Source organism: Seohaeicola sp. (assembly GCF_048006315.1).
Classification (GTDB): Bacteria; Pseudomonadota; Alphaproteobacteria; order Rhodobacterales; family Rhodobacteraceae; genus Seohaeicola.
The window spans coordinates 1,806,118-1,831,763 of sequence record NZ_CP180350.1 but is presented as its reverse complement, the minus strand read 5'-3'; the positions used below and the strand labels follow the sequence as shown (position 1 = coordinate 1,831,763).

Below are 25,646 nucleotides of genomic sequence, written 5' to 3'. Positions count from 1 at the left end.
GGGGGATCGACCATGCGGTTGAAGGACGTGCGGCGCAGCCGCAATATCGAAGACCGGCGCGGACAGCGACGGGTTGGCGGGGGCGGTGCCAGGATTGGCGGTGTCGGTTTTCTTCTGGTGCTGGCCATCGGCTATTTCGCCGGGATCGACGTGACCCCGCTGCTGCAGGATCAGGACCCGCGTGGCCAGATCACGCAATCCGCACCCACCCCCGAGGAACAGCAGGCGGCAGAGTTCGCAGGCCGGGTGCTGGCAACCACGGAACAGGTCTGGTCGCAGGTCATGCAGGACCAGGCGGGGCGCACCTATCAGCCGCCGGTTCTGGTACTTTACTCGGGTGTGACGCAAAGCCCTTGTGGCGGCGCATCCGGGGCGACGGGGCCCTTCTACTGCCCGGCGGATCGCAAGGCCTATCTGGATACCGATTTCTTTGCCACCCTGTCGCGGCAACTGGGCGCCAAGGGCGATTTCGCTGCGGCCTACGTGATCGCGCATGAGGTGGCCCACCACATCCAGAACGAGATGGGCATCTTGGGGCAGGTTCACCGTGCCCGGCAGGCCGCCAGCACCACCGAGGGCAACGCCCTGACCGTGCGGCTCGAACTGCAGGCCGATTGCCTGTCAGGCGTCTGGGCACGGGCCGTGGACGGGCTGCTGGAGCCAGGCGATCTGGAGGAGGCGCTGAACGCGGCCCGGATGATCGGCGATGACCGCCTTCAGGCCCGCGCGGGGCGGGTGCCGCAACCGCATACCTTCACCCATGGCACCAGTGCCCAGCGGGCGCGCTGGTTCGCCATCGGCTATGACAGCGGGCAGATCGGTCGCTGCTACACCTTCGCGGCGCGCGCGCTCTGAGATGTCCGGTCTGGTGATCCATGCCTTGCCGGTGTCCGGCGGTATCCTGGCCATTGCCCCCTTGCCGGGGCGGCTGGGTGATCCCGCCGGCGATCTGGATCATCTGCGCGCCTGGCGGCCCGCCATCGTGCTGAGCCTGACCACCCGGATCGAGATGATCGAGAACGGATCCGAGCATCTGGGCCAGATCATGCAGGAAAGCGGCGCCCGCTGGGTGCATCTGCCGATCGCGGATTACGGTGTGCCCGATGATGCAACGGCATCGCGCTGGCCCGCGATCAGCACGCAGATCCTTGCCGCCCTCTCGGGTGGGGGGCGTGTCCTTGTGCATTGCAAGGGGGGCTGCGGCCGGTCCGGCATGATCGCGCTACGCCTCATGATCGAGGCGGGCGAGGTGCCCGGTCATGCGCTGGACAGGCTGCGGGGCATCAGGCCATGCGCCATCGAAACCGAAGACCAGATGCGATGGGCCATGGCCGCGCGACGCAAGTCGCGCCGCTGATCAGCCTTTGCGCGGCTTCTTGGGCTGCGGGCTATTGCCCTTGGCCTTGCGCTGCGCGTCCGATTCGGCCTTGTGCGCCCGTGTCAGGGCACGCGCGCGTCGGCGGCTGACGGTCATCGAGGTCGTGTTCAGGGCGTCCTCGGATTTCAGTTTGCGCCAGCGGTCCAGCCGCGCGTGGTCAAGCTGACCCCTTGCGACGGCCGCCTGCACCGCGCATCCGGGTTCCGAGACATGCTTGCAGTCGCGGAACTTGCATTGCCCGGTCAGGGCGGTGATGTCCTCGAACAGCTCGTCGATCCCGCCCGAGACATCATGCAGGCCCAGTTCGCGCATGCCGGGCATGTCGATGACCAAACCGCCGCCCTCGATCAGGTGCAAGGACCGTGCGGTTGTCGTATGCCGGCCCTTGGCATCATCCTGCCGCATGTCTGCCGTGGCCTGCACGCTGCCGGTCAAGGCATTGATCAAGGTCGATTTCCCCACCCCGGACGATCCGACAAAAGCCACCGTGCGCCCCGGTCCGCACCATTGCGAGAAAGCAGCGATCTGAGCGCGGTCCTTGGCGTTCAGCGCGATCACGCCAGCCAGCTTGTCCGACAAGGCGCGGGCCTCGGCGACATAGCGTTGGGGATCGTCTGTCTGGTCGGTCTTGGTCAGCACGATCACGGGGGCGACCCCGGCATCCAGTGCAAGGACGAGGTAACGTTCCAGCCGGGCGGGATTGAAGTCGGCATTGCAAGAGGTGGTGATGAACAGCGTGTCCACATTGGCAGCCAAGAGTTGCGGCTTGGCCTCGACCCCGGCGGCGCGGCGGCTGAGCAGCGATTGCCTTTCGAGCACCGTCTCGATGCGCCCGGTTTCGGGGTCGACCAGCACCCAGTCTCCGACGGCCAGACCGCCCGCCCGCAATTCCGGCGGAAACCCGAGCGGTCGTTCGCCCTGCGCGTCCAGACCGGTCGCCATCGCGCGCTGCACGGAAATGATGCGCATGGGGTGCAGCGCCTCGCTGCCCTCGTTTACGCATTGATCCGCGAAATGGGCGGACCATCCCAAGGCCGCCAGCCCGTCAAGCGTGCCATTGTCGTCGTGCATGGGGCTGTCAGCGGGCATCATGGCCTTTCGTCAGGGATCGCGATCAGTCACGATCCTTGGCGGGTTTCAGTGGCCGACGCAAGGCCCGCGTCTGAACGGCGATCATCGGGGGATGAAGGTGAGAGGCTGGACAACGACCCAAGCGGGGCTCGTTACGGCTGCTTCCTTCCGGATCTGACCGGGTTGGCGAGGTGCCTGCCCGCGCCAACCTCTCACCGCCCATATAGGCGGCGCAGCGTTGCATTGCAAGCAGGTGTATCCCACCTGCCGCCGATTGGCCGCGGGTCAGAAATGCAGCCGGAACCGCGCAAACCCATGTGGCGCCCAGCCTGCACTTTCTATTCTGACACCGCTCAGATCATGAAGCGCCTCGGCTGCGGCGGGCGCGCTGTCGAACAGGGCCGAGGTCCTGGGTGCGGGCGCAAACCGCCAGACCGGACGCGTGACCTGCGTGATCAGCCCGCGCCCCGCGACATAGGCCTCTAGCACGTCGCGGATGGTTTCGGCACCGCCGCGGGAGGGTCTGTTCAGGGCCACATCGCGCATCTCGGCAGACTGGGCAAAGCCGCCACCGCCGCCGGCGCGATAGCTGTTGGTCGCCACGATGAACCTGTCGTCCGGGGCAATGGCGCGCCCGTTCCACGTGATCTCGCGCACGCGCTGCGCCATGGTGTCCAGCAGCCTGCCGTCAGGCGCAAAGCGCGCAGGCTGCGACGGATCTATCACGTATCGCAGGCCGCAGATCACATCGAAATTGTAGCTGGGAAAGTCAGGGTTGCAGAGCATCTGGTCGCGCAGGCCGGGTTGGATCCTGTTGAACTGCCCGGCGGCATGTTCCAGCCAGTTGCACAGGGCCTCACCCGTCACCTGCACCGCTGTCAACAGGTTTGGAAACGCATAGAGATCGGCCAGATTGCGGATTCTCAACGGCCCGGCTGGAACATCGGTGAAATGCTCGGGCCCCGCCGCGCCGCCTGCCTTGAAGGGCGCGACGGCGGATAGAAGAGGCAGGTCCCCTTCACGCGTTCCGGCCAGCAATGCGGCGACGCGCGCGCGCTGCGCCTCGGCCACCAGCTGGATCGAGGGATCATCGGCCACCAGCGCAAAAAAGGAATGCAGCGGCTTGCTGCAGTGGCCGATCGGGCGGCGCATATGGGCAAGGGTTCTGGCATGCGCATCGCGGGCCAGGGCCACCACGGCGCCGTCATCGCCCACCAGCGCGCGTCCCGTGCGGTCCTCGGTGCGCTTGTAGATCGGACGCAACGCGCTGCGATGGTCGCTGACATGCCAGCCATCGGCGGTGCGCTGCAGGGTCAGGTCGATCACCCCGAGATGCGAGCCCCAGAACCCCGCCATGACCGCAGGTTTCCCGTGGATCGTTCCGGCCTTTTCATCAACGCCCTCGATCCCGGAAAAGGCGGGGCCCGGAAAGGTCAGGTGCTGGTGCCCGCAAAGCAACGCATCCACCCCGGAAAGCGCAGCCAGCGGCAAAGCTGCGTTCTCCATCCGGGTTCTGCCGTCTTCGGGCGCGATGCCGGAATGGCTGAGGACCACCACGATGTCGGCACCTGCCGCGCGCATGTCGGGCAGATGCGCGCGTGCCGCCTGTATCATGTCTCGTGTCTTGAGCCGCCCTTCAAGGTGCTGCCGGTCCCAGATGTCGATCTGCGGCGGCAGAAGGCCGATCATGCCGATCCGCAGGTCATGCCATCCCCCGGTCCTGTCGCGGACCCTGCGTGTCAGGATCGTCCAGGGGGGCAGCCATGTGTCGTCGTCGCAGGGATCGCGCCCAAGCCTGCGCGCGACATTGGCGCAGACCAGCGGAAAGGCCGCGCCCACGAGGGTGCGGCCAAGGAAGTCGAGGCCGTAGTTGAAATCGTGATTGCCCAGGGTTGCCGCGTCATAGCCAAGGCTGTTCATCGTCGCGATCACCGGATGGGGCCGCTCGGTATCCGTCAGTTGCGGATCGGCGTAAATATCTCCCAAGGCGTTGCCCTGCAGGAAATCGCCGGTATCCAGCAAAAGGCAATTCGCGACCTCTGCCCGTGCCGCGTGGATCAGGCTGGCAAGCCGTGCCAGCCCCATCCTGTCCGCAGGCTGATCCGAGGAATAGTCATAGGCCAGAAGGTGGGCGTGCAGATCGGTTGTCTGCATGAGGCGCAGGTCGATTTCCTTCGACCGTGCGCAGGACTGGGGAGGATCATGTTCAAGCGAAGAAAAAGTCACGTTTCATCATACCAAATCAGCCTCGGTCGAGGCTGGACCACATGCAAAGGGCACTGACCGGTCGGGGGGGCGCCGCCGTATCCAGCGAGGGTAGTATAGCGCATGAAAAAACTACCTGAAAGCGAAAGAGTTGGATTTTCACCGTGATGCTTTGCATTCCGCAAGTGCCGGTGCCAATCTCTCGCCGGAAGCATACCGTGCCGCGGCAAGCGGTCGGAAAAGGGCAAAGAGCAGAATGAAAATCGCGGAAACAGTCACATTCGGGGGATCGGGTCTGGATCGGGCAGCCGAACTGCGGGGCGATGCGCCTGCGCTCCAGCAAGCCATGGCGGATCCGGCCAGCAGGACCATCCTGTTCTGGCGTGGCAAGCCTCTGCTTGCGGATGGTCCCGACGGGCGCGGGCTGGCCCGCCTGCCACTTGATCACCCGATCCTGTCGGCCGCGGCATCCGACCCCTTCTTCCTGGGGCGAGAGGACGAAGCGGCGGTTTTTGCCCATGATCTGGCGGGTTGGACGCCCGACGACCAGGACCTGTCATCCGTCAACAGCTATGTCGATCGCAGCGAACAGGTGCATCCCGCGCTGCCGCAGACGCACCGTTTTGCGGAATTGCGGGCGGTGATGACACGGATCAGCCCGCGCGACGCGGAACTGGCCGCAAGTGGCCGCGCGCTGCTGAACTGGCACGCCACGCACGGGTTCTGTGCCGTCTGCGGCGCGCCCAGCCGGGTGGCGAAGGCGGGGTGGCAACGCGATTGTCCGGCCTGCGGGGCGCATCATTTTCCGCGTACCGATCCCGTGGTCATCATGTTGATTACGCATGGCAATTCTGTCCTGATGGGGCGCTCGCACGGCTGGCCCGAGGGGATGTATTCACTGCTTGCCGGATTTATCGAACCCGGCGAGACGATCGAGGCGGCGGTGCGCCGCGAAGTCTGGGAAGAGGCGGGCGTGCGCGTCGGGCAGGTGGACTACCTTGCCAGTCAGCCATGGCCGTTTCCATCCTCGCTGATGCTGGGCTGCCGCGGAGAGGCAACCAGCCGCGACATCACGATCGACCCGGTCGAGATCGAGGATGCGATGTGGGTCAGCCGCGACGACATGCTCGAAGCCTTCGCGGGGCGCCATCCAAAGCTGCTGCCCGCGCGCAAGGGGGCGATTGCTCATTTCATCCTCAGCAATTGGCTTGCGGACCGGCTTGATTGACATGAAACTGCGCCTCTATATGACGCATCTTGTCCGAAATGCGCCTGCAGCCTGGACGGCTGGCCAGGATGGTCCTGCGCGCTATGGTCGACGGAAGCGCCAATGTCGGCGCCCCAAATGTACGAGTGAACGGTTATGAAATTCTCTTCCAAGGAAGACATCGAAGCGCCGATCGAACAGGTCTTTGCGCTGGTCAGCGATTTCGAGACACTCGAAAGGGCCGCCCTGCGGCGCGGGGCCGAGGTACAGCGGACCGACAACATGCGAAAACCCGGCATCGGCATGAGCTGGTCGGCCAGCTTCATGGCGCGTGGGCGGCAACGCCAGCTTGAAATCCGGATGACCGAATATGATCCGCCCAACAACATGCGGTTTCATTCTGTGGCACAGGGGCTTGAAACCGACATGAAGGTTGAAATGCTGGCCCTGTCACGAGGCCGCACACGGCTGAGTGTGGAACTTGAGCTCAAGCCAAGGTCGATTTCGGCCCGGCTGCTGGTACAGTCGTTGAAACTGGCGCGGACCAACCTGAACAAGAAGTTCCACCTCAGGATGGCCGACTATGCCCGCGATCTGGAAGACCGCGCCAAGCGCCTGGGTTGAGCCTTGGCGGATCAGGCTTTCGGGCCGATCTCCGGGTTGGCCAGGTGGATGGGCGCGCCCTGCGCATAGGCGTTGATCTGGTCGTAGATATCGCCGAATTGCATGTCCAGTTCGTCTTCGGTCACGTAGCCGATATGCGGTGTGCAGATCACGTTTGGATGTGACATCAGCGGGTCGGCGACATTCGCCAGCGGCTCGGTGTCGAACACATCCAGCGCCGCCGTGCCGGGGCGACCCGCGTTCAACCCGTCCAGCAGCGCGCCTGCCGCGATCAGGCCGGAACGCGAGGTGTTCACCAGCACCGATCCGGGCCGCATCGCGCCCAGATCCGCAGCCGTGATGATGCCACGCGTCGCAGGCGTCAGTTTCACATGCAGGCTGATGACGTCGCAGCCGGCAAAGAACGCCTCGCGGCTTTCGGGAACGAAAAGCCCGTCGGCTGTCGCCCTCTCTCGCGCGGCCTCTGATCCCCAGACATGCACGGGCATGCCGAAGGCGCGCGCATAACCCGCCACAACGCCAGAAATGCGTCCATAGCCGAACAGGCCAAGCGGTCGCCCGCGCAACGTGCGCCCGACGCCCATCTGCCAGTGCCCCGCGCGCAGGCTGGCCATCTGCTGCGGGATCTGCCGCATCGCGGCCAGGATCAGTCCCCAGGTCAGCTCGGCCGCCGCATAGGATGGCAGCCCCGCGCTCATGTTCGACGACACAAGCACCCCGCGTGCCGTGCAGGCGGCAACGTCCACATGCGGATAGGGCCCGCGTTGCGAGATCAGGCGCAAGTTCGGCAGACGGTCCAGAAGCGCGGCCGTCACGGCCGTGCGCTCGCGGAACAGCACCAGCGCTTCGGCCTCGGCCAGCCTGTCGGCAAGGATGTCCACGTCTTCCACATGATCGGTCCAGACGGTGACCTCATGCCCTTCGAGCCGGGCGAAAGAGGGCAGAGCACGCAGGGTGTCGAACCAATCGTCGAGAATATGGACTTTCATGCGGTTTCCTTTTGTCCTGACGCGGTGCGCTATTCGGTTCAATAACGCTTGGGGTCGGCCGGATAGACGCCCAGGATCGTCAACTCATTGGTGAAATAGCGCAGCTCTTCCAGGGCACGCTGCACATTCTCATCGTCGGGGTGCCCTTCGATATCGGCATAGAACTGCGTCGCCGTGAAGGAACCACCCACCATGTAGCTTTCCAGCTTGGTCATGTTCACACCGTTCGTGGCGAAACCACCCATCGCCTTGTAGAGTGCTGCGGGAATGTTGCGGACCTGGAAGATGAATGTCGTCATCATGTGGTCGGACCTGCGTGTCATGTCGGCCTGCGGGGCCATGAGCAGGAAGCGCGTCGTGTTATGACCGTGATCTTCGATGTCGCGGGCCAGAACCTCCAGCCCGTGGATCTGCGCGGCCAGTTCGCTGGCCAGAACGCCCTGGTCCCCGGCACCATCGCGCGCCAGCTCTGCTGCGGCGCCCGCGCTGTCGGCGGCAGCTTCGGCGGCGATGCCATGCTGGTCCAGAAAGGCGCGCGCCTGCGGGATCAGCACCAGATGGGCCCGCACCTTGCGGATATCCTCAAGCCTTGTGCCCGGTTGCGCCATCAGGCAGATGCGCACCCGCACGAAGACCTCGCCCACGATATGCAGGCCGGATTCGGGCAGCAGCCTGTGAATGTCGGCAACCCGCCCGTAGGTCGAGTTTTCCACCGGCAGCATCGCCATGGCGGCGCGGCCCGAATTCACCGCCTCGATCACCTCTTCGAAGGTGCGGCAGGGCAGCGCCTCAAGGTCCGGGCGGGCGGCCACGCAGGCCTCGTGCGAATAGGCGCCAAGGTCCCCCTGAAAGGCAATGCGATTGGTCATACGGTCAATTCCTGTCGAATTCGGGTCACTTTTCGCCCCGGTGGGCGTTTGGTCGCGGTAACTATACCTTGCCACGCAGAAGGGGAAGCAATAGATACCCGCCGGATAGCGACCAAATTGCAAACCGATTCAACGGACGGGCGAGACATGCTTGACACGATGACCTTCACCAAGACCCTGGGTGCCTTCTGCGGTGCTCTTCTGATTTTCCTTCTGGCCAAGTGGGGCGCTGAGGAACTTTATCACACGGGCGGTGGTCACGGCGAAACCCAGCAGGCCTATGTGATCGACACCGGTGCCGAAGAAGTCGCCGAAGTTGTCGAAGAAGTGAACTTCGAGGAACTGCTGGCTGCGGCCGACATTGGCCGCGGCGCGCGCCAGTTCAACAAATGCGCTGCCTGCCACAAGCTTGAGCCCGGCGCGAACGGAACCGGCCCTTACCTTTATGGTATTGTCGGTCGTCAGAAAGGTGCGGCAGACGGATTTGGCTATTCCGGCGCGATCGGCACCGACGACGTCTGGTCCCCCGAAAACCTGTCGGCTTTCCTTGAGAACCCCCGTGGTTATGCGCCCGGCACCTCGATGGCTTTTGCAGGTCTGAAATCCCCCGAGGATCGTGCAGACCTGATCGCCTACCTGGACAGCATCGACAACTGATCCCGTCTTGTTGAGACGATCAAAAGACCGCCATGCCATGCATCGGCGGTCTTTTTCATTCCGTGCCGGTCACTTTGCCGTCGATCACGGAAAGATCACCCAATCTCAACTTGAATATGGCCCTTGCCGCCCTTTAGCTTAGTTTGACCAAAGAGGACCGGATCGTACCGGCCGCACCAGCAGGAGGATGAGCACTTGAACCGGCCCCGCAGCAGCGCCGCCGCGCGCACCGCCCAATCCACGCCGCCCCGCCTTGTCGCCATGTTGATGGCGCTGGGGATGGCATGCCTGCTTGTTCTGGCGTCCATGGCGCCCCTCAGGGCCGAAGAGCGGATCATCCGCGCCCATGGCATTTCCACCTTCGGGGATCTGAAATATCCTGAGGGCTTTGCCCATTTCGACTATGTGAACCCGGAGGCGCCGAAGGGCGGCACATTCTCGACCTGGGGATTCGGCACCTTCGACAGCCTCACGCCCTATATCCTCAAGGGCAATGCCGCCGCCCTGTCGACCGTGTTCTTCGACACGCTGATGACCGGATCGCTGGACGAACCTGACGCGATGTACGGCCTTGTCGCCCATACGATCGAATACCCCGAAAACCGCGAATGGGCGATCTTCCACATGCGCCCCGAGGCGCGTTTTTCCGATGGAACGCCTGTCACCGCCCATGATGTGGTCTTCAGCTACGAGGTGCTGCGCGACAAGGGCCAGCCGTCTTACCGGGTGCTGTTCAAGGATTTCAAATCGGTCGAGGCGATCGATGATCTGACGGTCAAGTTCACCTTCAATCCAGATGGCGCCCTGCGCGAACTGGCCATGAGCGCCGCCGGCCTGCCGATCTTTTCGCGCGCCTATTACGAGACCCGTGATTTCGCGGAATCCACGCTCGAGCCGCCGCTTGGCTCGGGTCCCTATATGCTGGACCGCGTCGATCCGGGCCGGTCCGTCAGCTACAAGCGGCGCGATGACTACTGGGCGCGCGATCTGAACGTGAACGTCGGACAGAGCAATTTCGACATCCTGCAGATCGAGTATTTCGCGGATTACACCACCGCCTTCGAAGCCTTCAAGGCGGGCGCCTACATGTACCGCGAGGAATTCATGTCGCTGATCTGGGCCACGGGATATGATTTCCCGGCGGTTCAGAGCGGGGCCGTCAAGGTGGAAACCCTGCCGGATGGCCGTCCTGCCGGGACGCAGGGCTTCTGGTTCAACCTGCGCCGTCCGGTGTTCGAGGATCCGCGCGTGCGTCAGGCCATCGGCATGGCCTTCAACTTCGAATGGGCCAATGAAAGCCTGTTCTACGGAATCTATGCGCGCACCGACAGTTTCTGGGAAAATTCCACCATGCAGGCCGAGGGTCTGCCCTCGGATGCCGAACTGGCCCTGCTGGAACCGCTGCGCGAATATGTGCCCGAAACTGTTTTCACCGAACCCGCCTTTACCCCTGCCGTATCAAGCCCCGACAACGTGGCTGACCGCAGGGTGCTGCGCGCCGCCGGGCGTCTTCTGGACGAAGCGGGCTGGACCGTCGGGGCCGATGGCATTCGCGTGAACGCGGCAGGTCAGCCGCTGCGGATCGAAGTGCTGAACGACAGCGCCAGTTTCGAGCGCATCATCAACCCCTATGTCGAAAACCTGCGCCGTCTTGGCGTGGACGCGGTCTATACCCGCGTCGACAGCGCCCAGTCGCAGGAGCGGGAAAAGAACTTCGATTTCGACATCGTGACGCGCCGCTATTCCATGTCGCAGACGCCGGGCATCGAATTGCGCGGCATCTTCGGTGGCGAGGCCGCCGCGGTCGAGGGGTCGAACAACATCGCCGGTGTGAACAACGTGGCGGTGGACGCGCTGATCAAGACGATCGAGAACGCGACCACCCGCGAAGACCTGGAAACCGCCGTGTCGGCTCTGGACCGGGTCTTGCGCGCCATGCACATCTGGGTGCCCCAATGGTACAAGGGCGAGCATAACATCGCCTATTTCGATATGTACGAGCGTCCCTATACCGATAACCCGCCGCCCAATGGCATGGGCGAGCTGTCGATCTGGTGGTTCAACGCGGACAAGGCGCAGGCGCTGCGCGCCTCTGGCGCGATCCGCTAAGGGGCGCGGGGCATGGGCGCCTATATCCTTCGCCGTCTGGCACTTGTGATCCCGACGCTGCTGGGGATCATGGTGATCAATTTTGCCCTGGTGCAATTCGTGCCGGGCGGCCCGATCGAGCAGATCATCGCACAGGTGCAGGGCCAGGGTGACGTCTTCGAAGGCTTCGCCGGTGGCGGTGACGCAGGTGTCAGTGCCGGGGCCGGATCAGACAGCGAATATGCGGGCGCGCGGGGCCTGCCGCCCGAATTCATCGCCCAATTGGAGAAGGAATTCGGGTTCGACAAGCCGCCGCTGGAACGGTTCCTGAACATGCTGTGGAACTACATGCGGCTGGATTTCGGCGAGAGCTATTTCCGTTCGATCAGCGTGATCGACCTTGTGCTGGAAAAGATGCCGGTGTCGATCACCCTTGGCCTGTGGTCCACGCTGATTGCCTATGCCGTGTCGATTCCGCTGGGCATCCGAAAAGCGGTCAAGGATGGTTCGCCCTTCGACACATGGACATCAGGCATGATCATCGTGGCCTATGCGATCCCCGGTTTCCTGTTCGCGATCCTGCTGCTTGTCTTGTTCGCGGGCGGGTCCTACTGGCAGATCTTCCCGCTGCGGGGGCTGACATCGGACAATTTCGATGAACTGTCGCTGCTGGGCAAGGTGGGTGACTATTTCTGGCATATCGCGCTTCCGGTGACGGCCTCGACCATATCGGCTTTCGCAACGCTGACCCTGCTGACCAAGAACAGCTTTCTGGACGAGATCAAGAAGCACTACGTCATGACCGCCCGCGCCAAGGGCCTGTCGGAGAAAAAGGTGCTTTACGGCCATGTCTTCCGCAACGCGATGCTGATCGTGATCGCGGGGTTTCCGGCCGTGTTCATCGGCGTGTTCTTCGGCGGATCGCTGATCATCGAGACGATCTTTTCGCTGGATGGCCTGGGGCGTCTTGGCTTCGAAGCGGCGGTGGCGCGCGATTATCCGGTGATCTTCGGCACGCTGTTCATCTTTGGCCTGATCGGGCTGGTTGTGGGCATCCTGTCGGACCTGATGTATGTGCTGGTCGATCCGCGCATCGATTTCGAGAAGAGGGAGGGATAAGCGATGGCCACCCTGCCTGATCCCACGGTGACGCCCGCACCCATGCCGGCCGATATCGCCGCGCCCAAAAAGGCGTTCCTGTCACCGCTGAACCAGCGCCGCTGGAACAATTTCAAGCGTAACCGGCGGGCCTTCTGGTCGCTGATCATCTTCTCGGTGCTGTTCGGCCTGTCGCTCTGCGCCGAGTTCATCGCCAATGACAAGCCGATCCTTGTGAAATACCAGGGCGAATTCTACACGCCCATCTTCCGCTTCTACCCCGAGACCACCTTTGGTGGCGATTTCCAGACCGAAGCGCCCTACCGCGATATCGAGGTGCAATGCCTGATCGCATCCGGCGGGCTTGAGGATTGTTTCGACGATCCCGAGGGGATCATGGAACAGGCAGAAACCGGCATGGTGAACGGGCAGGCGATCGAGCAGGGCTGGGCGCTCTGGCCGCTGATCCCCTATAGCTACCGCACAACGGTGGATCGCCCCGGTGCCGCACCCCTGCCACCCAACGGCCAGAACTGGCTGGGCACGGATGACACCAAACGCGACGTGATGGCGCGAGTGATCTACGGCTTCCGCCTGTCGATCCTGTTCACATTGATCGTGACGACGCTGGCCTCCCTGGTGGGGATCATGGCCGGCGCGATCCAGGGCTATTTCGGCGGCTGGGTCGACCTGATCTTTCAGCGCATCATCGAGATCTGGGGGGCGACGCCCGCGCTTTACGTGATCATCATCCTGTTCGCGATATTGGGGCGAAGTTTCTGGTTGCTGGTCTTCATCACGGTCCTGTTCGGCTGGACCGCGCTGGTGGGGGTGGTGCGCGCAGAATTCCTGCGCGCGCGGAACCTGGAATACGTGCGCGCGGCCAAGGCGCTGGGCGTCAGCAATACCACGATCATGTTCCGCCACATGTTGCCCAACGCGATGGTGGCGACTGTGACGATGCTGCCCTTCATCGTGACGGGCACGATTGCCACGCTGGCGGGTCTGGATTTCCTGGGCTTTGGCCTGCCATCCTCTGCCCCGTCGCTGGGCGAACTGACGCTTCAGGCCAAGCAGAACCTTCAGGCGCCATGGCTTGGCTTCACCGCGTTTTTCGTCTTTGCCATCATGCTGTCGCTGCTTGTCTTCATCTTTGAAGGCGTGCGGGATGCCTTCGACCCCAGAAAGACCTTTCAATGAGCCTGCTTGAGGTCCGTGACCTGAACGTGTCCTTCCGGCAGGACGGCAAGCTGACGCAGGCCGTGCGCGGTGTGTCCTTCACGCTTGAGCGGGGCGAAACCGTGGCGCTGGTGGGCGAAAGCGGATCGGGCAAATCCGTGACCGCCCTCAGCACCGTGTCGCTGCTGGGCGATAGCGCGCAGGTGTCCGGTTCTGTCACCTATGACGGTCAGCAGATGATCGGAGCGGATGAAGCGATGCTGCGAAAGGTGCGCGGCAATGACATCAGCTTTATCTTCCAGGAGCCGATGACCAGCCTGAACCCGCTGCACACGCTGGAGCGGCAGTTGTCTGAATCGCTGGCCCTGCATCAGGGCATCGTGGGTGATGCCGCACGGGCGCGGATCATCGAACTTCTCGAAAAGGTCGGCATCCGTGATCCCGAAAGTCGCCTTGGCGCCTATCCGCACCAGTTGTCGGGCGGACAGCGCCAGCGGGTGATGATCGCCATGGCGCTGGCCAACAAGCCTGACGTGCTGATCGCGGACGAGCCGACGACCGCGCTGGACGTGACCATTCAGGCGCAGATCCTTGACCTTCTGGCCGAGTTGAAGCGCACCGAGAACATGGGGCTGCTGTTCATCACCCATGACCTGGGCATCGTGCGCCGCATCGCCGACAAGGTTTGCGTGATGAAAGGTGGCGAGATTGTCGAACAGGGGCCCACGGCCCAGATTTTCGCCAATCCGCAACATGAGTATACGCGCAAGTTGCTGGGCGCGCGCGCGGTCGGGCATCCGGCCCCCGTGCCGGACAACGCCCCCGAATTGATCCGCACTGATCATCTGAAAGTCTGGTTCCCGATCCAGCGCGGGTTTCTCAAGCGCACGGTGGGGCATGTGAAGGCGGTGAACGACGCGACGATCAGTGTCCGCGCGGGCGAGACATTGGGGATCGTGGGCGAAAGCGGATCGGGCAAGACCACGCTGGCGCTGGCGATCATGCGCCTGATCGCGTCCGAGGGCGCGATCACCTTCGACGGTCAGGACGTGCGCGCCTGGTCCACATCCAAGCTGCGCGCGCTGCGCAAGGACATGCAGATCGTGTTCCAGGACCCGTTCGGCAGCCTGTCGCCGCGCATGACCTGCGAGCAGATCATCGCGGAAGGCTTGGGTGTGCACGGTGTGGCACCGGGCCAGGACAAGCGCCAGATGGTGGCAGAGATCATGGCCGAGGTCGGGTTGGACCCGGCCACGATGCATCGCTACCCGCATGAGTTTTCAGGCGGTCAGCGCCAGCGCATCGCGATCGCGCGCGCGATGATCCTGCGGCCCAAGCTTCTGGTTCTGGACGAGCCGACCTCGGCGCTGGACATGACGGTGCAGGTCCAGATCGTCGACCTGCTGCGTGCGCTGCAGCTCAAGTACGGGTTGGCCTATCTGTTCATCAGCCACGATCTGAACGTTGTGCGCGCGATGAGCCACAAGATGATCGTGATGAAACAGGGCGACGTGGTCGAGGCAGGCGAGGCGCAGGACCTGTTTGCCAACCCGCGCACGGAATATGCCCGCACCCTGCTGGCCGCGGCGCTGGATCTGACCGCCTGAGCGTGATCCTCGTCAGTGTGAAATCCTGCCGATTTCCTTTTCGCCCGACAAAAGCTGCCCCATGAAATCGCAGCCATTGCCCTTGGCGCTGAAGTGCAGCCACACCTCTGCGGCAAAGGCGTCCGGGGCCATCAACATGATCAGGACATTGATCCCGGCCAGTGATCCGGGCCGGTCCGTCGTGAAGCCCTGCATGAAAAGGGCCCTGTCCTCGGAAGACAGAAAGGCCATCTGCATCGCATAGGCCATGTATTCGTTCTGGGCCCAGCTTCCGCTGTTTTCGCCGAGGTTCTGGTAGACAAGCGCATGGGTCATTTCATGCGCCACCACGCTGTCAAAGAGCGACATCAGCGGCAGACGCGAAAAACGGCGGTTATCCTCAAGGCTCTTGCCCATCACCTCGGGCCGCAGGATCTCGATCCGGTCGTTGGCGCAATCGAATATCCCGACGCATCCGGGCCTGTCATCGCCGAAACCATCCACGATGTTGATGGTCAACGGGTCTTTCTGTGCAAGGTGGCATTGGGACAATTGTTCCAATGCACGGTCCACGACCGTGCAGAGATGCCCGGCAAGATCGGGGTCAGCCCCGGTGACCTGCGCCTGTCCGTTCTCGCAGGTGTGATCCTGCGCCCGAAGCGGCGATAGGCCGACGCAAGTCAGGATTGCGGCTGAAAAAATCAGAGTGCGGATCATCCCTCGGCTCCCGGAAGTTCTATTGTCAGTACGGCATGATCGCTGGCATGCGGGCGATGTTTGCCCACACCTGCCAGCCTTGGCCCGTCATATGCGGCGGCCTCCAGCGCAAGGCCGTGGCGGATGATCTGCGGGCAGGCATCCGGCCAGCGCTGGGCCAGTGCAGGGCTGGCCAGCATCACATCCGGACTGCCAAGATCGGGGCCGAAGGGTTCATGCCATGACCACCGCTCGGCAATGGGCAGGCGGTCCATCAGGTCAACGCTGAAAGGGGCGGTCACCGGGGCGATGGCGGGCGCGGCCCTTTCTGGCGTGGCCTCGCGTGGCTCGTTGAGGTCGCCAAGAATCAGCCAGAAAGCGGCGGAAGGATCGGCGAAGCGCCGCGTGACCAGACAGCGCAGTGCCAGGGCTTCGGCGCGGCGCACGGGCCAGGTTGCCCTGGCATCGGGGTAGGGGGCCTTGAAATGGCAGATGAAAAGGGTCAGCAGGCCCATCTCGACCTGCAGGCAATCGCGCCGGAAGACCGGCATGTCCGGGTCGACCCCGTGCGGCACCTCAAGCCCCAGGCGGGCCGGTGTCTCTTGCGCGTGGCTGATCACGGCACTGAGGGGAAGGCGGCTGATGACCGCCACATCAAGGCCCCGCCCGTCATTGCCGGGGATGCAATGGCGGTAGGGATAGGGGGCGACACCTGCGGCCAAAAGGAAATGATCGTGAAAATGATCCAGCGTGTCCTGGTCGAAGACCTCCTGCAGGGCGATCACATCGGCATCTGCGCGGGCCAGGACGGCGGCGGTCAGGCGCCGGTCCTCGGGATCAAGCGCCTCGGCCGCCGGCCCGCGATCGGCCGGCACATCGGCATCACGCGCCCCGTCCAGCCGCGGGTGGCCGCCCGGCCACCGCAGCCGCAGGCTTTGGACATTGAAACTCGCCAGCCGCACGGGGTTGCCCCCTTTCTGGTCGTATCAGATGGCCGAACTATGTCCGGCCTTGCTCATGTCATAGGCGTCGAAACTCCGCGCGATCATCCGTGACAGGGGGCGCGCCGCAACCGGGATTGCAAGCACACCCGAGGCAAGCGTCAGCATGCCGGGAAAATCCGCCATCACCTTGTCGAACAGGGACTTGATGTCGGCTGCCGACACATTGAACCTGTCCTGCAATTCCTGGCTGTCGACCTTGAAATCGCACATCAGCGCCTCGATCATCCGGCCGCGCAGCTTGTCATCCGGGGTGAACACATGCCCCTTGGATACGGAAAACCGCCCGTCGCGTATGGCTGCCGTATGCGCCCCCGTGGCCGGCGCATTCTGCGCATATCCCTGGGGGAACCGCGAAATCGAAGAGGCCCCGACCCCGATCAGCACATCCGCAGGATCATCCGTATAGCCTTGGAAATTGCGCCGCAGTTTCCCGGCCTTCTGCGCCACGGTCAGCCCATCGGTCTGTGTGGCGAAATGGTCGATCCCGATCTCGGCATACCCATCCCAAAGGAACAGTTTCCGCGCCGTTTCGAACAGCTCCAGCCGTTCTTCGGGCGTGGGCAGGGCATCAGAGGGGATCATCTGCTGGCGCTTGGCCATCCATGGCACATGCGCATACCCGTAGAGCGCCACCCGGTCAGGGTTGAGCGACAGAAGCTTTTGCACGCTTTCGGTGATCCGCGCTCGCGACTGGTGCGGCAGGCCGAACAGGATATCCGCATTGAGGCTGGTGACACCGCGCGCACGGATCGCCAGAACCGCATCGCGGGTGATGTCATAGCCCTGGATGCGCCCGATGGTCTGCTGGATCGCTTCGTCGAAATCCTGCACCCCGATCGAGGCGCGGTTCATCCCGGCCGCAGCCAGGGCATCCAGCCGTGCATCGTCGATTTCATTCGGGTCGATCTCGACCGAAAATTCGCCCTGTGGCGCCATGGTCGCCACATCGAACACTGCCCCGGCCAGATCGCTCATCATCGCCGCCGACATCAGCGTGGGCGTTCCGCCGCCCCAGTGCAGCCGCGACAGGCGCACACCTTCGGGCAGGATCCGCTTGAGCAGTGTCAATTCGGCTTTCAGCGTCTCAAGATAGGCCGCGACGGGGGCGTCGCTCTGGGTGCCCTGTGTCCGGCAGGCGCAAAACCAGCACAGCCTGCGACAAAAGGGGACATGCAAATAAAGCGATATGTCTGAACCGGGGGCTATCGCCTTGATCCAGCTTGTGTAATTGTCCTCGCCAACAGCATTCGAAAAATGCGGGGCGGTCGGGTAACTGGTATATCTCGGCACTTTCGCGTCGAAGAGACCAAGTTTTGCGAGTTGCTTTTTCACCATCATGTGTCTACCCTTCTAGACAATTGGGAAATATTTCTTTGACCCAGATCAAGTGCGCGAAGTGTCATCATGCTGAATGAGAAAACCGTGTCTCACTCGGTCGAGTGTGGCGATTGTCCAATCAGACACAGGGCAGTGTGCGCTCGGTGCGAAAGCGACGAACTTGAGCGCCTGGAAGAGATCAAGTACTACCGCTCGTTCGAAGCTGGCCAGACCGTCATCTGGTCGGGTGATCGCATGGATTTCGTGGGGTCTGTCGTGTCGGGTATCGCCACGCTGACACAGACCATGGAAGATGGCCGCACCCAGATGGTGGGCCTGTTGCTTCCATCGGATTTCGTGGGCCGCCCCGGTCGCGACGGGTCAGCCTATGACGTGGTTGCAACGACCGATCTGGTCATGTGCTGTTTCCGCAAGAAGCCTTTCGAAGCGATGATGGAGCGTACGCCCCATATCGCACATCGCCTGCTTGAGATGACCCTGGACGAGCTGGACGCGGCGCGTGAATGGATGCTGGTGCTGGGCCGCAAGACCGCGCGCGAAAAGATTGCATCGCTTCTGACGATCATCGCGCGGCGTGACGCCTCGCTGAACCTGCGGACACCCAAGGGTGCCATGGTCTTTGATCTGCCCCTCACGCGTGAGGCGATGGCGGATTATCTTGGCCTGACGCTGGAAACCGTCAGCCGCCAGATCTCTGCCCTCAAGCGTGACGGCGTGATATCGCTTCAGGGCAAGCGCCATGTCACCGTGCCCGATTTCTCCCGCCTTCTGGAAGAAGCGGGGGATGATAGCGACGGGGGCCTGTTGGCCTGACGTCCATCCGGCAGGATCAAAGGGCGCGACAGGCCGGAGCCTGCCGCGCCTTTTCTCATCCAGGCTTCAATGTGCCAGAAATACCGGGATCTTGGCGTTTTCCAGCATGTTGCGTGTTGCGCCGCCCAGGATCGCCTCGCGGAACCGCGAATGACCATAGGCACCCATCACGATCATGTCCAATTCAGTGTCTTCTGCATGACGCATCAGCACATCCGACACGCGGGGCAGGGTTTTGGACAGCACGTCGATTTCGCAAGCGACGCCATGCCGTGACAGGTATTGTGACAGCAGGCCGCCGGGATCGGACCGCGTCGGGCTATGCACGGGCGGGTTGATGACCACGATCCGGACAAGATCGGCCTGCTTCAGGAAGGGCAGGGCGGTACGCGACGCCGCCAAGGCCTCGTCGCTTTCGTTCCATGCCAGCATGATCCGTTTGGGGTTGGTCAGGGCCGGCCCGGATTCGGGCACCATGAGCACGGGTGTCGCGCCGTCGAACATCGCCAATTCCAAAATCGGTTCCTGTTCGACCCCACGTTTTTCGCCATAGGGTTTCGGCAGGATCGCCAGGTCCGAGAACCGCGCGCGCTGTGCCACGTGCCGCCCCATGTCGGCCAGCTGCGCCACGCCGCTGTCCAGGCTCCACCGGATGTCACTGCGTTCGAGGATTTCTTTCACATGGGCTTCGACCTCGGCGGCCTCTTCCTGGGCGCGGGTGATCGTTTCCTGAAGGATCATCGCATTCGCGCCGGCATAGTAAAATCCGGTCTGCGTCCGATCCAGCCCCATGCACAGTACATCCAGATGCGCATCCCATGCCTTTGCCATGGCGGTTGCCTGATCCAGCACGGGACCCGCCAAGGCGGTGTCGGTGATTACCGAAAACAGTGTCTTGTACGCCATGTCACTCTCCTTTGAAGTCTTGCATTCCAAAAGGCTAACACGCGTGCGGGCCAGCCACTTTGACACGCGTCAAGGACCTAGCCCCCCAGCCTTGACACAGATCAAGGCAAGCAGGCCCAGCAGATTGCATCACTGCCCCAGTCTTAAGAAACCCCGAGATCGTGACAAATCACCGGGACAGGACAAAAGGGACGCAAAATGTTGAATTATATCAAGCTGATCGTGCTTGGCCTCATCACGCTGTTCGCGTTGATTGCGGCCAATTACGCACGTGACCTTGCCTATCTGGTGAACGCGCTTGTCGTGGCAGCAGCAGCGGGTGGGGTCTTTCTCTGGACGCTGCGCCAGACCGGGGAACCCGTCGTGAAACGCGACCTCTCCGGTGAATACATGGACGGCGTCGTGCGCGCCGGCGTGATCGCCACCGCTGGTTGGGGGGTTGTCGGGTTTCTGGTTGGCGTGATCATCGCCTTTCAGCTTGCCTTTCCGGTTCTCAATTTCGAATGGGCGCAGGGTTTTCTGAATTTCGGGCGTTTGCGCCCGTTGCATACGTCGGCGGTTATTTTCGCCTTTGGGGGCAACGCGCTGATCGCGACCTCCTTCTACGTGGTGCAGCGCACAAGCGCCGCGCGCCTGTGGGGCGGAAACCTCGCGTGGTTCGTGTTCTGGGGTTACCAGCTGGTGATCGTTCTGGCGGCAACCGGCTATCTGCTGGGGGCAACCCAGTCCAAGGAATATGCCGAGCCTGAATGGTATGTCGACTGGTGGCTGACCATCGTCTGGCTGGCCTATCTGGCCGTGTTCCTGGGCACGCTGGTCAAGCGCAAGGAGCCGCATATCTACGTGGCGAACTGGTTCTACCTGTCCTTCATCATCACCGTGGCCATGCTGCATGTGGTCAACAACCTCAGCATTCCGGTGTCGGTCTTCGGGTCCAAGTCCGTGCAGGTCTTCTCGGGCGTGCAGGATGCGATGGTGCAGTGGTGGTACGGACATAACGCCGTGGGCTTCTTCCTGACCGCCGGCTTCCTGGGCATGATGTACTACTTCGTGCCGAAACAGGCCGAGCGGCCGGTGTTCAGCTACAAGCTGTCGATCATCCACTTCTGGGCGCTGATCTTCATCTATATCTGGGCCGGTCCGCACCACTTGCACTATACCGCGCTGCCTGACTGGGCCTCGACCCTGGGCATGGTGTTCTCGATCGTGCTCTGGATGCCCTCTTGGGGTGGCATGATCAACGGTCTGATGACGCTCTCGGGCGCATGGGACAAGCTGCGTACGGATCCGATCATCCGCATGATGGTGATTTCCGTGGGCTTCTACGGCATGTCCACCTTCGAGGGTCCGATGATGTCGATCCGCGCGGTCAACTCGTTGTCGCATTACACCGACTGGACGATCGGCCACGTGCATTCCGGCGCGCTTGGCTGGAACGGGATGATCACCTTCGGCGCGCTCTACTTCCTGGTGCCGAAACTGTGGAACCGTGAGCGGCTCTATTCGCTCTCGCTGGTTAGCTGGCACTTCTGGCTCGCGACCATCGGCATCATTCTCTACGCCGCCGCCATGTGGGTGACCGGCATCATGGAGGGCCTGATGTGGCGCGAAGTGGATGCCAACGGTTTCCTGGTGAACAGCTTTGCCGACACCGTGGCCGCCAAGTTCCCGATGTATGTGGTGCGCGGTCTGGGTGGGGTCATGTTCCTCACGGGTGCCATCATCATGTGCTACAACCTCTGGATGACTGTGAAGCGCGCACCGGCCGTTGAGGCCACGCATTCCGCAGTCCCGGCTGAATAAGGAGGGCCGGACCAATGGCAATTCTCGACAAACACGCCGTTCTCGAAAAGAACGTGACGCTGCTGGCCATCTTCGCCTTCCTTGTGGTGACCGTGGGCGGGATCGTGCAGATCGCACCTCTGTTCTGGCTGGAAAACACCATCGAGGATGTAGAGGGCGTGCGCCCCTACTCCCCGCTGGAACTGGCCGGACGCGATGTCTACATCCGCGAAGGCTGCTACGTGTGCCATAGCCAGATGATCCGCCCGATGCGGGACGAGGTCGAACGCTATGGTCACTATTCGCTGGCCGCCGAAAGCAAGTACGACCACCCGTTCCAATGGGGGTCCAAGCGGACCGGGCCGGACCTTGCCCGTGTCGGCGGACGCTACTCGGACGACTGGCACCTGGTGCACCTGCGTAATCCGCAATCGGTCGTGCCGGAATCGGTGATGCCCAAGTACGGTTTCCTGGAAAACCGGCTGATCGACGGCGAGCATATCGGCGAGCTGATGGCCACCCATCGCATGGTTGGCGTGCCCTATACCGACGAGATGATCGAGAACGCCCGCGCCGATTTCGCGGTGCAGGTCGATCCCGACGGTGACTGGGACGGGCTGGTGGAACGCTATCCCGGTGCGCAGGTGCGCAACTTCGACGGGCAACCCGGCATTTCGGAAACCGACGCGCTGATCGCCTATCTGCAGATGTTGGGCACGCTGGTCGATTTCTCGACCTTCACGCCTGACGCCAGCCGCTAAGGGGGGAAATGGATCATGGAAACCTATTCCCTTCTGCGCGAATTCGCCGACAGCTGGATGCTGCTTGCACTGTTCTTGTTCTTCGTGGGCATGGTCATCTTCGTGATGCGCCCCGGCAGCACCAAGACCTACAGCGACGTGGCAAACATCCCGTTCCGGCACGACGACAAACCCGCCGCCGCAGGTGACACACCTGCCCGCGCCCGTGACGCCAAGGAGGCGTGAGGACATGGCAAAGCAACCGCAAAATCACTCCAAGAAGCCCGAGGTGGATACGACCGGCCACAGCTGGGACGGGATCGAGGAGTACAACAACCCATTGCCGCGCTGGTGGCTGTGGACCTTCTATGCCTGTATTGTCTGGGCGGTTCTCTACTCGATTGCCTATCCGGCCTGGCCGGGGATCAAGGCAGCGACGCCAGGCCTTCTGGGCTGGTCCACCCGCGCCAACGTACAGGCGGAAATCGACGCGGCCGAAGCGGCCAATGCCACGATCAACACGCAGCTGGCCTCGGCCGAGCTGACGGCGATCGCGGAAGATGTGGAACTGCGCACCTATGCCACTTCGGCAGGGGCCGCCGTGTTCCGCACCTGGTGCGCGCAGTGCCATGGGTCGGGTGCGGCTGGTGTTGCGGCATCGGGCTATCCGAACCTGCTGGATGATGACTGGCTCTGGGGTGGCGATATCGAGGCGATCCATACCACGATCACCCACGGTATCCGCAATGAAGAGGACCCGGATGCGCGGTGGTCGCAGATGCCCGCCTTTGGCGACATCCTTGCCAAGGAAGAGATCGACCAGGTCGTGAACTACGTGATGTCCCTGTCGGGCACGCCGCAGGATGCGTCATTGGTCGAGGCGGGATCGGTCGTCTATCAGGACAACTGCGCCGCCTGCCACATGGAAAACGGCACGGGTGATCGCGCCCAGGGCGCGCCGAACCTGACCGACGCCATCTGGCTCTATGGTGGCAGCCACGACACCCTGACCCAGACCGTGACCTATTCGCGCTTCGGCGTGATGCCGTCCTGGTCGAACCGTCTGTCCGAGGCCGAGATCCGCGCCGTCGCGACCTATGTCCACCAGTTGGGCGGCGGCGAGTAATCGCCCGAGAGATACCCTTGGGCGTCACAAGCGCCCAAGGGTCGGTGCCGGACCTTCCGTCCTGTTCGCGCGTTTCCTGGAAGGCCGGCACCAATTGATCGGACGGGATGGCCCAGGCGATCCTGTCTTTGCCGGCCCTCCCTGACCGGCAATCAGATCCGCCGCCTCATCGGTTCGTCCGGTCGGGCGGCGGGTCCATTTCCGGCCTGCGCAATCCGTAATCCCGACCGCCATGCCACTGTGGCAGGCAACCCGCCGATACGCTTGACCTTGCGGAATAGGTATCTCGCAGAGTCAGAATTTGATGCAGGTCAAGGCTGCGCTGCCGCAAGACTGGGAAAAGGGGCCATCCTACATGCATGTGACGGAGCGATTCCCCCGTGTCCCAGACTGAACCAGATGTCCCGCCAAGCCTTTACGCCGCGCGCGAGCCGATCTTTCCGCGCCGCGTCTCGGGTAATTTCCGCAACCTCAAATGGGTGATCATGGCGGTCACACTGGGTATCTACTACATCACGCCCTGGCTGCGTTGGGACCGTGGACCGAACCTGCCGGATCAAGCCGTTCTGGTTGATCTGGCCAACCGCCGCTTCTTCTTTTTCTGGATCGAGATCTGGCCGCATGAGTTCTATTTCATCGCGGGCCTTCTGGTCATGGCCGGGTTGGGTCTGTTCCTGTTCACCTCGGCGCTGGGCCGTGTCTGGTGCGGCTATGCCTGTCCGCAGACGGTCTGGACCGATCTTTTCATCCTCGTCGAGCGCTGGATCGAAGGTGACCGGAACGCCCGCCTGCGCCTGCATCGGCAGGAAAAATGGGATCTGCGCAAGGCGCGCCTGCGGCTGACGAAATGGATTTCATGGTTCCTGATCGGGCTGGCAACGGGCGGTGCATGGGTCTTCTATTTCACCGATGCGCCCACGCTGGCGCGCGATCTGGTGACGCTTAACGCCCATCCCGTCGCCTATACGACGATGCTGATCCTGACCCTGACGACGTTCTTCTTCGGCGGTTTCGCGCGCGAACAGATCTGCATCTACGCCTGCCCCTGGCCGCGCATCCAGGCCGCGATGATGGACGAGGACACGCTGACCGTCGCCTATCGCGACTGGCGCGGCGAGCCGCGCGGCAAGCATCGCAAGGGCGAGGGCGCGGAACAGCTTGGCGATTGTATCGACTGCATGGCCTGCGTGAACGTCTGCCCCATGGGGATCGACATTCGCGACGGCCAGCAGCTGGAATGCATCACCTGCGCGCTTTGCATCGACGCCTGTGACGACGTGATGGACAAGATCGGCAAGCCGCGCGGCCTGATCGACTACATGGCCCTGACCGACGAGACGGCAGAGCGCGCGGGCCATGCGCCCAAGCCGATCTGGAAACATGTGCTGCGCCCGCGCACTATGCTTTATACAGGCCTGTGGTCGCTGGTGGGCGTGGGGCTGATGGTCGCGCTGCTGGTGCGTTCGGATATCGAGATGACGGTGGCGCCGATCCGCAACCCCACCTTCGTGGTCCTGTCCGACGGCTCGATCCGCAACACCTATGACGTGCGCCTGCTGAACAAGCAGGGCGAGGATCATCCCTTCCGCGTCACGGTCGAGGGCGATCAGCCCTTCACGGTTGCGCTGGAATTTGTGGAAGGTGACACTGTCATGGTGCCTGCCGACACCACATTCCTGCAGCGGGTCTACGTGGTGGCGGGACCCGATACCCCGGCTGCGACGCAGGGTCGTGTGGATATCCGCCTCTGGGTCCAGGACATGACCAATGACGTCCGCGTCTACAAGGACACGATCTTCAACGGGAGAGTACAATGAACGCCGACAAACAACTGACCGGACGCCATGTCCTGATGATCTTCGTGGGGGCATTCGGTGTGATCATCGGCGTCAACCTCGTGCTTGCCTGGTCCGCCGTTGCCACCTTCCCTGGCCTCGAGGTCAAGAATTCCTATGTCGCAAGCCAGGAGTTCAACGCCCGCAAGGCGGCACAGGAGGCGCTGGGGTGGACCGTCCGTGCCGACGCCGCGGAAGGCGAGGTGATCCTGAGCATCACCGACACGCAGGGCAAGCCGGTGCGCGTGGGCGGGCTTGACGCGGTGATCGGCCGTGCCACCCATGTCGCAGACGATATCCGCCCCGAGTTCATCTTTGATGGGGCGGCCTATGTGGCGCCCGTGTCGCTGGCGGATGGCAACTGGAACATCCGCATGTCCGCCCTGGCCGAGGATGGCACGCAGTTCACCCAGCGCGTCGTCCTGCATGTGACCCGCTAAGAGGAAAAACAGGAC

Annotated in this window: 24 protein-coding genes and 1 other RNA gene; 16 read left to right on the top strand and 9 right to left on the bottom strand. The window is 62.8% G+C overall.

What is annotated here, in order from left to right; genetic code table 11:
* Nucleotides 1-12: 12 nt before the first annotated feature.
* Together ACMUJL_RS09230 and ACMUJL_RS09225 are read left to right on the top strand one after the other, a co-directional pair.
* The gene (locus ACMUJL_RS09230; protein WP_375568785.1) at nt 13-855 is read left to right on the top strand and encodes a neutral zinc metallopeptidase; all 843 of its coding nucleotides are present in this window, start codon (nt 13-15) and stop codon (nt 853-855) included.
* Nucleotide 856: 1 nt separating this feature from the next.
* Nucleotides 857-1,357, top strand: coding sequence for a dual specificity protein phosphatase family protein (locus ACMUJL_RS09225; RefSeq protein WP_068293820.1), 501 nt, complete (start codon nt 857-859; stop codon nt 1,355-1,357).
* Here the strand turns inward: ACMUJL_RS09225 and rsgA are convergent, their stop codons facing one another.
* The 3 genes from rsgA to ACMUJL_RS09210 form a co-directional block, all read right to left on the bottom strand.
* A complete protein-coding gene (gene rsgA, locus ACMUJL_RS09220) occupies nt 1,358-2,449 on the bottom strand; it encodes a ribosome small subunit-dependent GTPase A (protein WP_375568788.1) in 1,092 nt (363 codons plus the stop codon). It lies immediately after the preceding gene.
* Nucleotides 2,450-2,565: 116 nt separating this feature from the next.
* Nucleotides 2,566-2,664: signal recognition particle sRNA small type (gene ffs, locus ACMUJL_RS09215), an RNA gene on the bottom strand.
* 70 nt (nt 2,665-2,734) lie between these two features.
* Nucleotides 2,735-4,675 carry a bifunctional 2',3'-cyclic-nucleotide 2'-phosphodiesterase/3'-nucleotidase gene (locus ACMUJL_RS09210; protein WP_375568790.1) on the bottom strand — a complete coding sequence of 647 codons (1,941 nt, stop codon included), beginning with the start codon at nt 4,673-4,675 and terminating at the stop codon, nt 2,735-2,737.
* Between the two features lie 235 nt (nt 4,676-4,910).
* On the opposite strand from ACMUJL_RS09210, the gene nudC reads away from it, so the two are divergent.
* Together nudC and ACMUJL_RS09200 are read left to right on the top strand one after the other, a co-directional pair.
* A complete protein-coding gene (gene nudC, locus ACMUJL_RS09205; RefSeq protein ID WP_375568792.1) occupies nt 4,911-5,882 on the top strand; it encodes an NAD(+) diphosphatase in 972 nt (323 codons plus the stop codon).
* Nucleotides 5,883-6,017: 135 nt separating this feature from the next.
* Entirely contained in the window at nt 6,018-6,485 is a 468-nt protein-coding gene (locus ACMUJL_RS09200) for an SRPBCC family protein (RefSeq protein ID WP_068293811.1), read from the top strand.
* 11 nt (nt 6,486-6,496) lie between these two features.
* Here the strand turns inward: ACMUJL_RS09200 and ACMUJL_RS09195 are convergent, their stop codons facing one another.
* Together ACMUJL_RS09195 and ACMUJL_RS09190 are read right to left on the bottom strand one after the other, a co-directional pair.
* Nucleotides 6,497-7,474 (bottom strand): D-2-hydroxyacid dehydrogenase family protein, encoded by a 978-nt coding sequence (locus ACMUJL_RS09195; RefSeq protein ID WP_375568794.1) that lies wholly within the window; start codon nt 7,472-7,474, stop codon nt 6,497-6,499.
* 38 nt (nt 7,475-7,512) lie between these two features.
* Nucleotides 7,513-8,343, bottom strand: a complete 831-nt coding sequence (locus tag ACMUJL_RS09190; RefSeq protein ID WP_068293805.1) for a prephenate dehydratase — start codon at nt 8,341-8,343, stop codon at nt 7,513-7,515.
* 147 nt (nt 8,344-8,490) lie between these two features.
* On the opposite strand from ACMUJL_RS09190, the gene ACMUJL_RS09185 reads away from it, so the two are divergent.
* From ACMUJL_RS09185 to ACMUJL_RS09165, 5 genes are all read left to right on the top strand, one after another.
* A complete protein-coding gene (locus ACMUJL_RS09185; RefSeq protein WP_375568796.1) occupies nt 8,491-9,000 on the top strand; it encodes a c-type cytochrome in 510 nt (169 codons plus the stop codon).
* 261 nt (nt 9,001-9,261) lie between these two features.
* On the top strand, nt 9,262-11,109 hold the full coding sequence (locus tag ACMUJL_RS09180) for an extracellular solute-binding protein (protein ID WP_068294376.1): 1,848 nt from the start codon (nt 9,262-9,264) through the stop codon (nt 11,107-11,109).
* A gap of 12 nt (nt 11,110-11,121) precedes the next feature.
* Complete coding sequence (locus tag ACMUJL_RS09175) at nt 11,122-12,207, top strand: microcin C ABC transporter permease YejB (RefSeq protein WP_068293800.1); 1,086 nt, start codon at nt 11,122-11,124, stop codon at nt 12,205-12,207.
* Nucleotides 12,208-12,249: 42 nt separating this feature from the next.
* Complete coding sequence (locus tag ACMUJL_RS09170; protein WP_375573958.1) at nt 12,250-13,386, top strand: ABC transporter permease; 1,137 nt, start codon at nt 12,250-12,252, stop codon at nt 13,384-13,386.
* Complete coding sequence (locus ACMUJL_RS09165) at nt 13,383-14,972, top strand: ABC transporter ATP-binding protein (RefSeq protein WP_375568798.1); 1,590 nt, start codon at nt 13,383-13,385, stop codon at nt 14,970-14,972. Before ACMUJL_RS09170 ends, ACMUJL_RS09165 begins: the two co-directional genes overlap by 4 nt.
* Before the next feature lie 12 nt (nt 14,973-14,984).
* Here ACMUJL_RS09165 and ACMUJL_RS09160 read toward each other — a convergent pair whose 3' ends face one another.
* The 3 genes from ACMUJL_RS09160 to hemN are packed head-to-tail and all read right to left on the bottom strand — an operon-like array spanning nt 14,985 to nt 17,989.
* Nucleotides 14,985-15,668 (bottom strand): DUF6639 family protein, encoded by a 684-nt coding sequence (locus ACMUJL_RS09160; protein ID WP_375568800.1) that lies wholly within the window; start codon nt 15,666-15,668, stop codon nt 14,985-14,987.
* A complete protein-coding gene (locus tag ACMUJL_RS09155; protein WP_068293793.1) occupies nt 15,665-16,609 on the bottom strand; it encodes an endonuclease/exonuclease/phosphatase family protein in 945 nt (314 codons plus the stop codon). The genes ACMUJL_RS09160 and ACMUJL_RS09155 overlap by 4 nt, the downstream gene beginning before the upstream one ends.
* A 24-nt stretch (nt 16,610-16,633) precedes the next feature.
* A complete protein-coding gene (gene hemN, locus ACMUJL_RS09150) occupies nt 16,634-17,989 on the bottom strand; it encodes an oxygen-independent coproporphyrinogen III oxidase (RefSeq protein ID WP_068293789.1) in 1,356 nt (451 codons plus the stop codon).
* A gap of 66 nt (nt 17,990-18,055) precedes the next feature.
* Between hemN and fnrL the strand changes: the two genes are divergently transcribed.
* Nucleotides 18,056-18,802 carry a transcriptional regulator FnrL gene (gene fnrL / locus ACMUJL_RS09145; protein WP_068293785.1) on the top strand — a complete coding sequence of 249 codons (747 nt, stop codon included), beginning with the start codon at nt 18,056-18,058 and terminating at the stop codon, nt 18,800-18,802.
* A gap of 66 nt (nt 18,803-18,868) precedes the next feature.
* On the opposite strand, the gene ACMUJL_RS09140 is transcribed toward fnrL, so the two are convergent.
* Complete coding sequence (locus ACMUJL_RS09140) at nt 18,869-19,708, bottom strand: universal stress protein (RefSeq protein ID WP_416914232.1); 840 nt, start codon at nt 19,706-19,708, stop codon at nt 18,869-18,871.
* Between the two features lie 198 nt (nt 19,709-19,906).
* On the opposite strand from ACMUJL_RS09140, the gene ccoN reads away from it, so the two are divergent.
* The 6 genes from ccoN to ACMUJL_RS09110 all read left to right on the top strand — a co-directional run bounded on the left by ccoN (nt 19,907) and on the right by ACMUJL_RS09110 (nt 25,631).
* A complete protein-coding gene (ccoN, locus tag ACMUJL_RS09135; protein WP_068293777.1) occupies nt 19,907-21,511 on the top strand; it encodes a cytochrome-c oxidase, cbb3-type subunit I in 1,605 nt (534 codons plus the stop codon).
* A 14-nt stretch (nt 21,512-21,525) separates the two neighbouring features.
* Nucleotides 21,526-22,251 carry a cytochrome-c oxidase, cbb3-type subunit II gene (gene ccoO, locus ACMUJL_RS09130; RefSeq protein WP_068293774.1) on the top strand — a complete coding sequence of 242 codons (726 nt, stop codon included), beginning with the start codon at nt 21,526-21,528 and terminating at the stop codon, nt 22,249-22,251.
* Nucleotides 22,252-22,266: 15 nt separating this feature from the next.
* A complete protein-coding gene (locus ACMUJL_RS09125) occupies nt 22,267-22,476 on the top strand; it encodes a CcoQ/FixQ family Cbb3-type cytochrome c oxidase assembly chaperone (RefSeq protein WP_068293771.1) in 210 nt (69 codons plus the stop codon).
* A 4-nt stretch (nt 22,477-22,480) separates the two neighbouring features.
* Complete coding sequence (gene ccoP, locus ACMUJL_RS09120; protein ID WP_375568804.1) at nt 22,481-23,356, top strand: cytochrome-c oxidase, cbb3-type subunit III; 876 nt, start codon at nt 22,481-22,483, stop codon at nt 23,354-23,356.
* Nucleotides 23,357-23,736: 380 nt separating this feature from the next.
* Nucleotides 23,737-25,173, top strand: a complete 1,437-nt coding sequence (ccoG, locus tag ACMUJL_RS09115) for a cytochrome c oxidase accessory protein CcoG (protein WP_416914231.1) — start codon at nt 23,737-23,739, stop codon at nt 25,171-25,173.
* Nucleotides 25,170-25,631 (top strand): FixH family protein, encoded by a 462-nt coding sequence (locus tag ACMUJL_RS09110; protein WP_375568807.1) that lies wholly within the window; start codon nt 25,170-25,172, stop codon nt 25,629-25,631. Before ccoG ends, ACMUJL_RS09110 begins: the two co-directional genes overlap by 4 nt.
* Nucleotides 25,632-25,646 lie beyond the last annotated feature (15 nt).

What these genes read in the sequence shown, in the direction of transcription:
- ACMUJL_RS09230 (WP_375568785.1), top strand. Translation starts at nt 13, where the DNA reads ATGCGGTTGAAGGACGTGCGGCGCAGCCGCAATATCGAAGACCGGCGC.
- ACMUJL_RS09225 (WP_068293820.1), top strand. Translation starts at nt 857, where the DNA reads ATGTCCGGTCTGGTGATCCATGCCTTGCCGGTGTCCGGCGGTATCCTG.
- rsgA (WP_375568788.1), bottom strand. Translation starts at nt 2,449, where the DNA reads ATGCACGACGACAATGGCACGCTTGACGGGCTGGCGGCCTTGGGATGG.
- nudC (WP_375568792.1), top strand. Translation starts at nt 4,911, where the DNA reads ATGAAAATCGCGGAAACAGTCACATTCGGGGGATCGGGTCTGGATCGG.
- ACMUJL_RS09200 (WP_068293811.1), top strand. Translation starts at nt 6,018, where the DNA reads ATGAAATTCTCTTCCAAGGAAGACATCGAAGCGCCGATCGAACAGGTC.
- ACMUJL_RS09195 (WP_375568794.1), bottom strand. Translation starts at nt 7,474, where the DNA reads ATGAAAGTCCATATTCTCGACGATTGGTTCGACACCCTGCGTGCTCTG.
- ACMUJL_RS09190 (WP_068293805.1), bottom strand. Translation starts at nt 8,343, where the DNA reads ATGACCAATCGCATTGCCTTTCAGGGGGACCTTGGCGCCTATTCGCAC.
- ACMUJL_RS09185 (WP_375568796.1), top strand. Translation starts at nt 8,491, where the DNA reads ATGCTTGACACGATGACCTTCACCAAGACCCTGGGTGCCTTCTGCGGT.
- ACMUJL_RS09180 (WP_068294376.1), top strand. Translation starts at nt 9,262, where the DNA reads ATGTTGATGGCGCTGGGGATGGCATGCCTGCTTGTTCTGGCGTCCATG.
- ACMUJL_RS09175 (WP_068293800.1), top strand. Translation starts at nt 11,122, where the DNA reads ATGGGCGCCTATATCCTTCGCCGTCTGGCACTTGTGATCCCGACGCTG.
- ACMUJL_RS09170 (WP_375573958.1), top strand. Translation starts at nt 12,250, where the DNA reads ATGCCGGCCGATATCGCCGCGCCCAAAAAGGCGTTCCTGTCACCGCTG.
- ACMUJL_RS09165 (WP_375568798.1), top strand. Translation starts at nt 13,383, where the DNA reads ATGAGCCTGCTTGAGGTCCGTGACCTGAACGTGTCCTTCCGGCAGGAC.
- ACMUJL_RS09160 (WP_375568800.1), bottom strand. Translation starts at nt 15,668, where the DNA reads ATGATCCGCACTCTGATTTTTTCAGCCGCAATCCTGACTTGCGTCGGC.
- hemN (WP_068293789.1), bottom strand. Translation starts at nt 17,989, where the DNA reads ATGATGGTGAAAAAGCAACTCGCAAAACTTGGTCTCTTCGACGCGAAA.
- fnrL (WP_068293785.1), top strand. Translation starts at nt 18,056, where the DNA reads ATGCTGAATGAGAAAACCGTGTCTCACTCGGTCGAGTGTGGCGATTGT.
- ACMUJL_RS09140 (WP_416914232.1), bottom strand. Translation starts at nt 19,708, where the DNA reads ATGGCGTACAAGACACTGTTTTCGGTAATCACCGACACCGCCTTGGCG.
- ccoN (WP_068293777.1), top strand. Translation starts at nt 19,907, where the DNA reads ATGTTGAATTATATCAAGCTGATCGTGCTTGGCCTCATCACGCTGTTC.
- ccoO (WP_068293774.1), top strand. Translation starts at nt 21,526, where the DNA reads ATGGCAATTCTCGACAAACACGCCGTTCTCGAAAAGAACGTGACGCTG.
- ACMUJL_RS09125 (WP_068293771.1), top strand. Translation starts at nt 22,267, where the DNA reads ATGGAAACCTATTCCCTTCTGCGCGAATTCGCCGACAGCTGGATGCTG.
- ccoP (WP_375568804.1), top strand. Translation starts at nt 22,481, where the DNA reads ATGGCAAAGCAACCGCAAAATCACTCCAAGAAGCCCGAGGTGGATACG.
- ACMUJL_RS09110 (WP_375568807.1), top strand. Translation starts at nt 25,170, where the DNA reads ATGAACGCCGACAAACAACTGACCGGACGCCATGTCCTGATGATCTTC.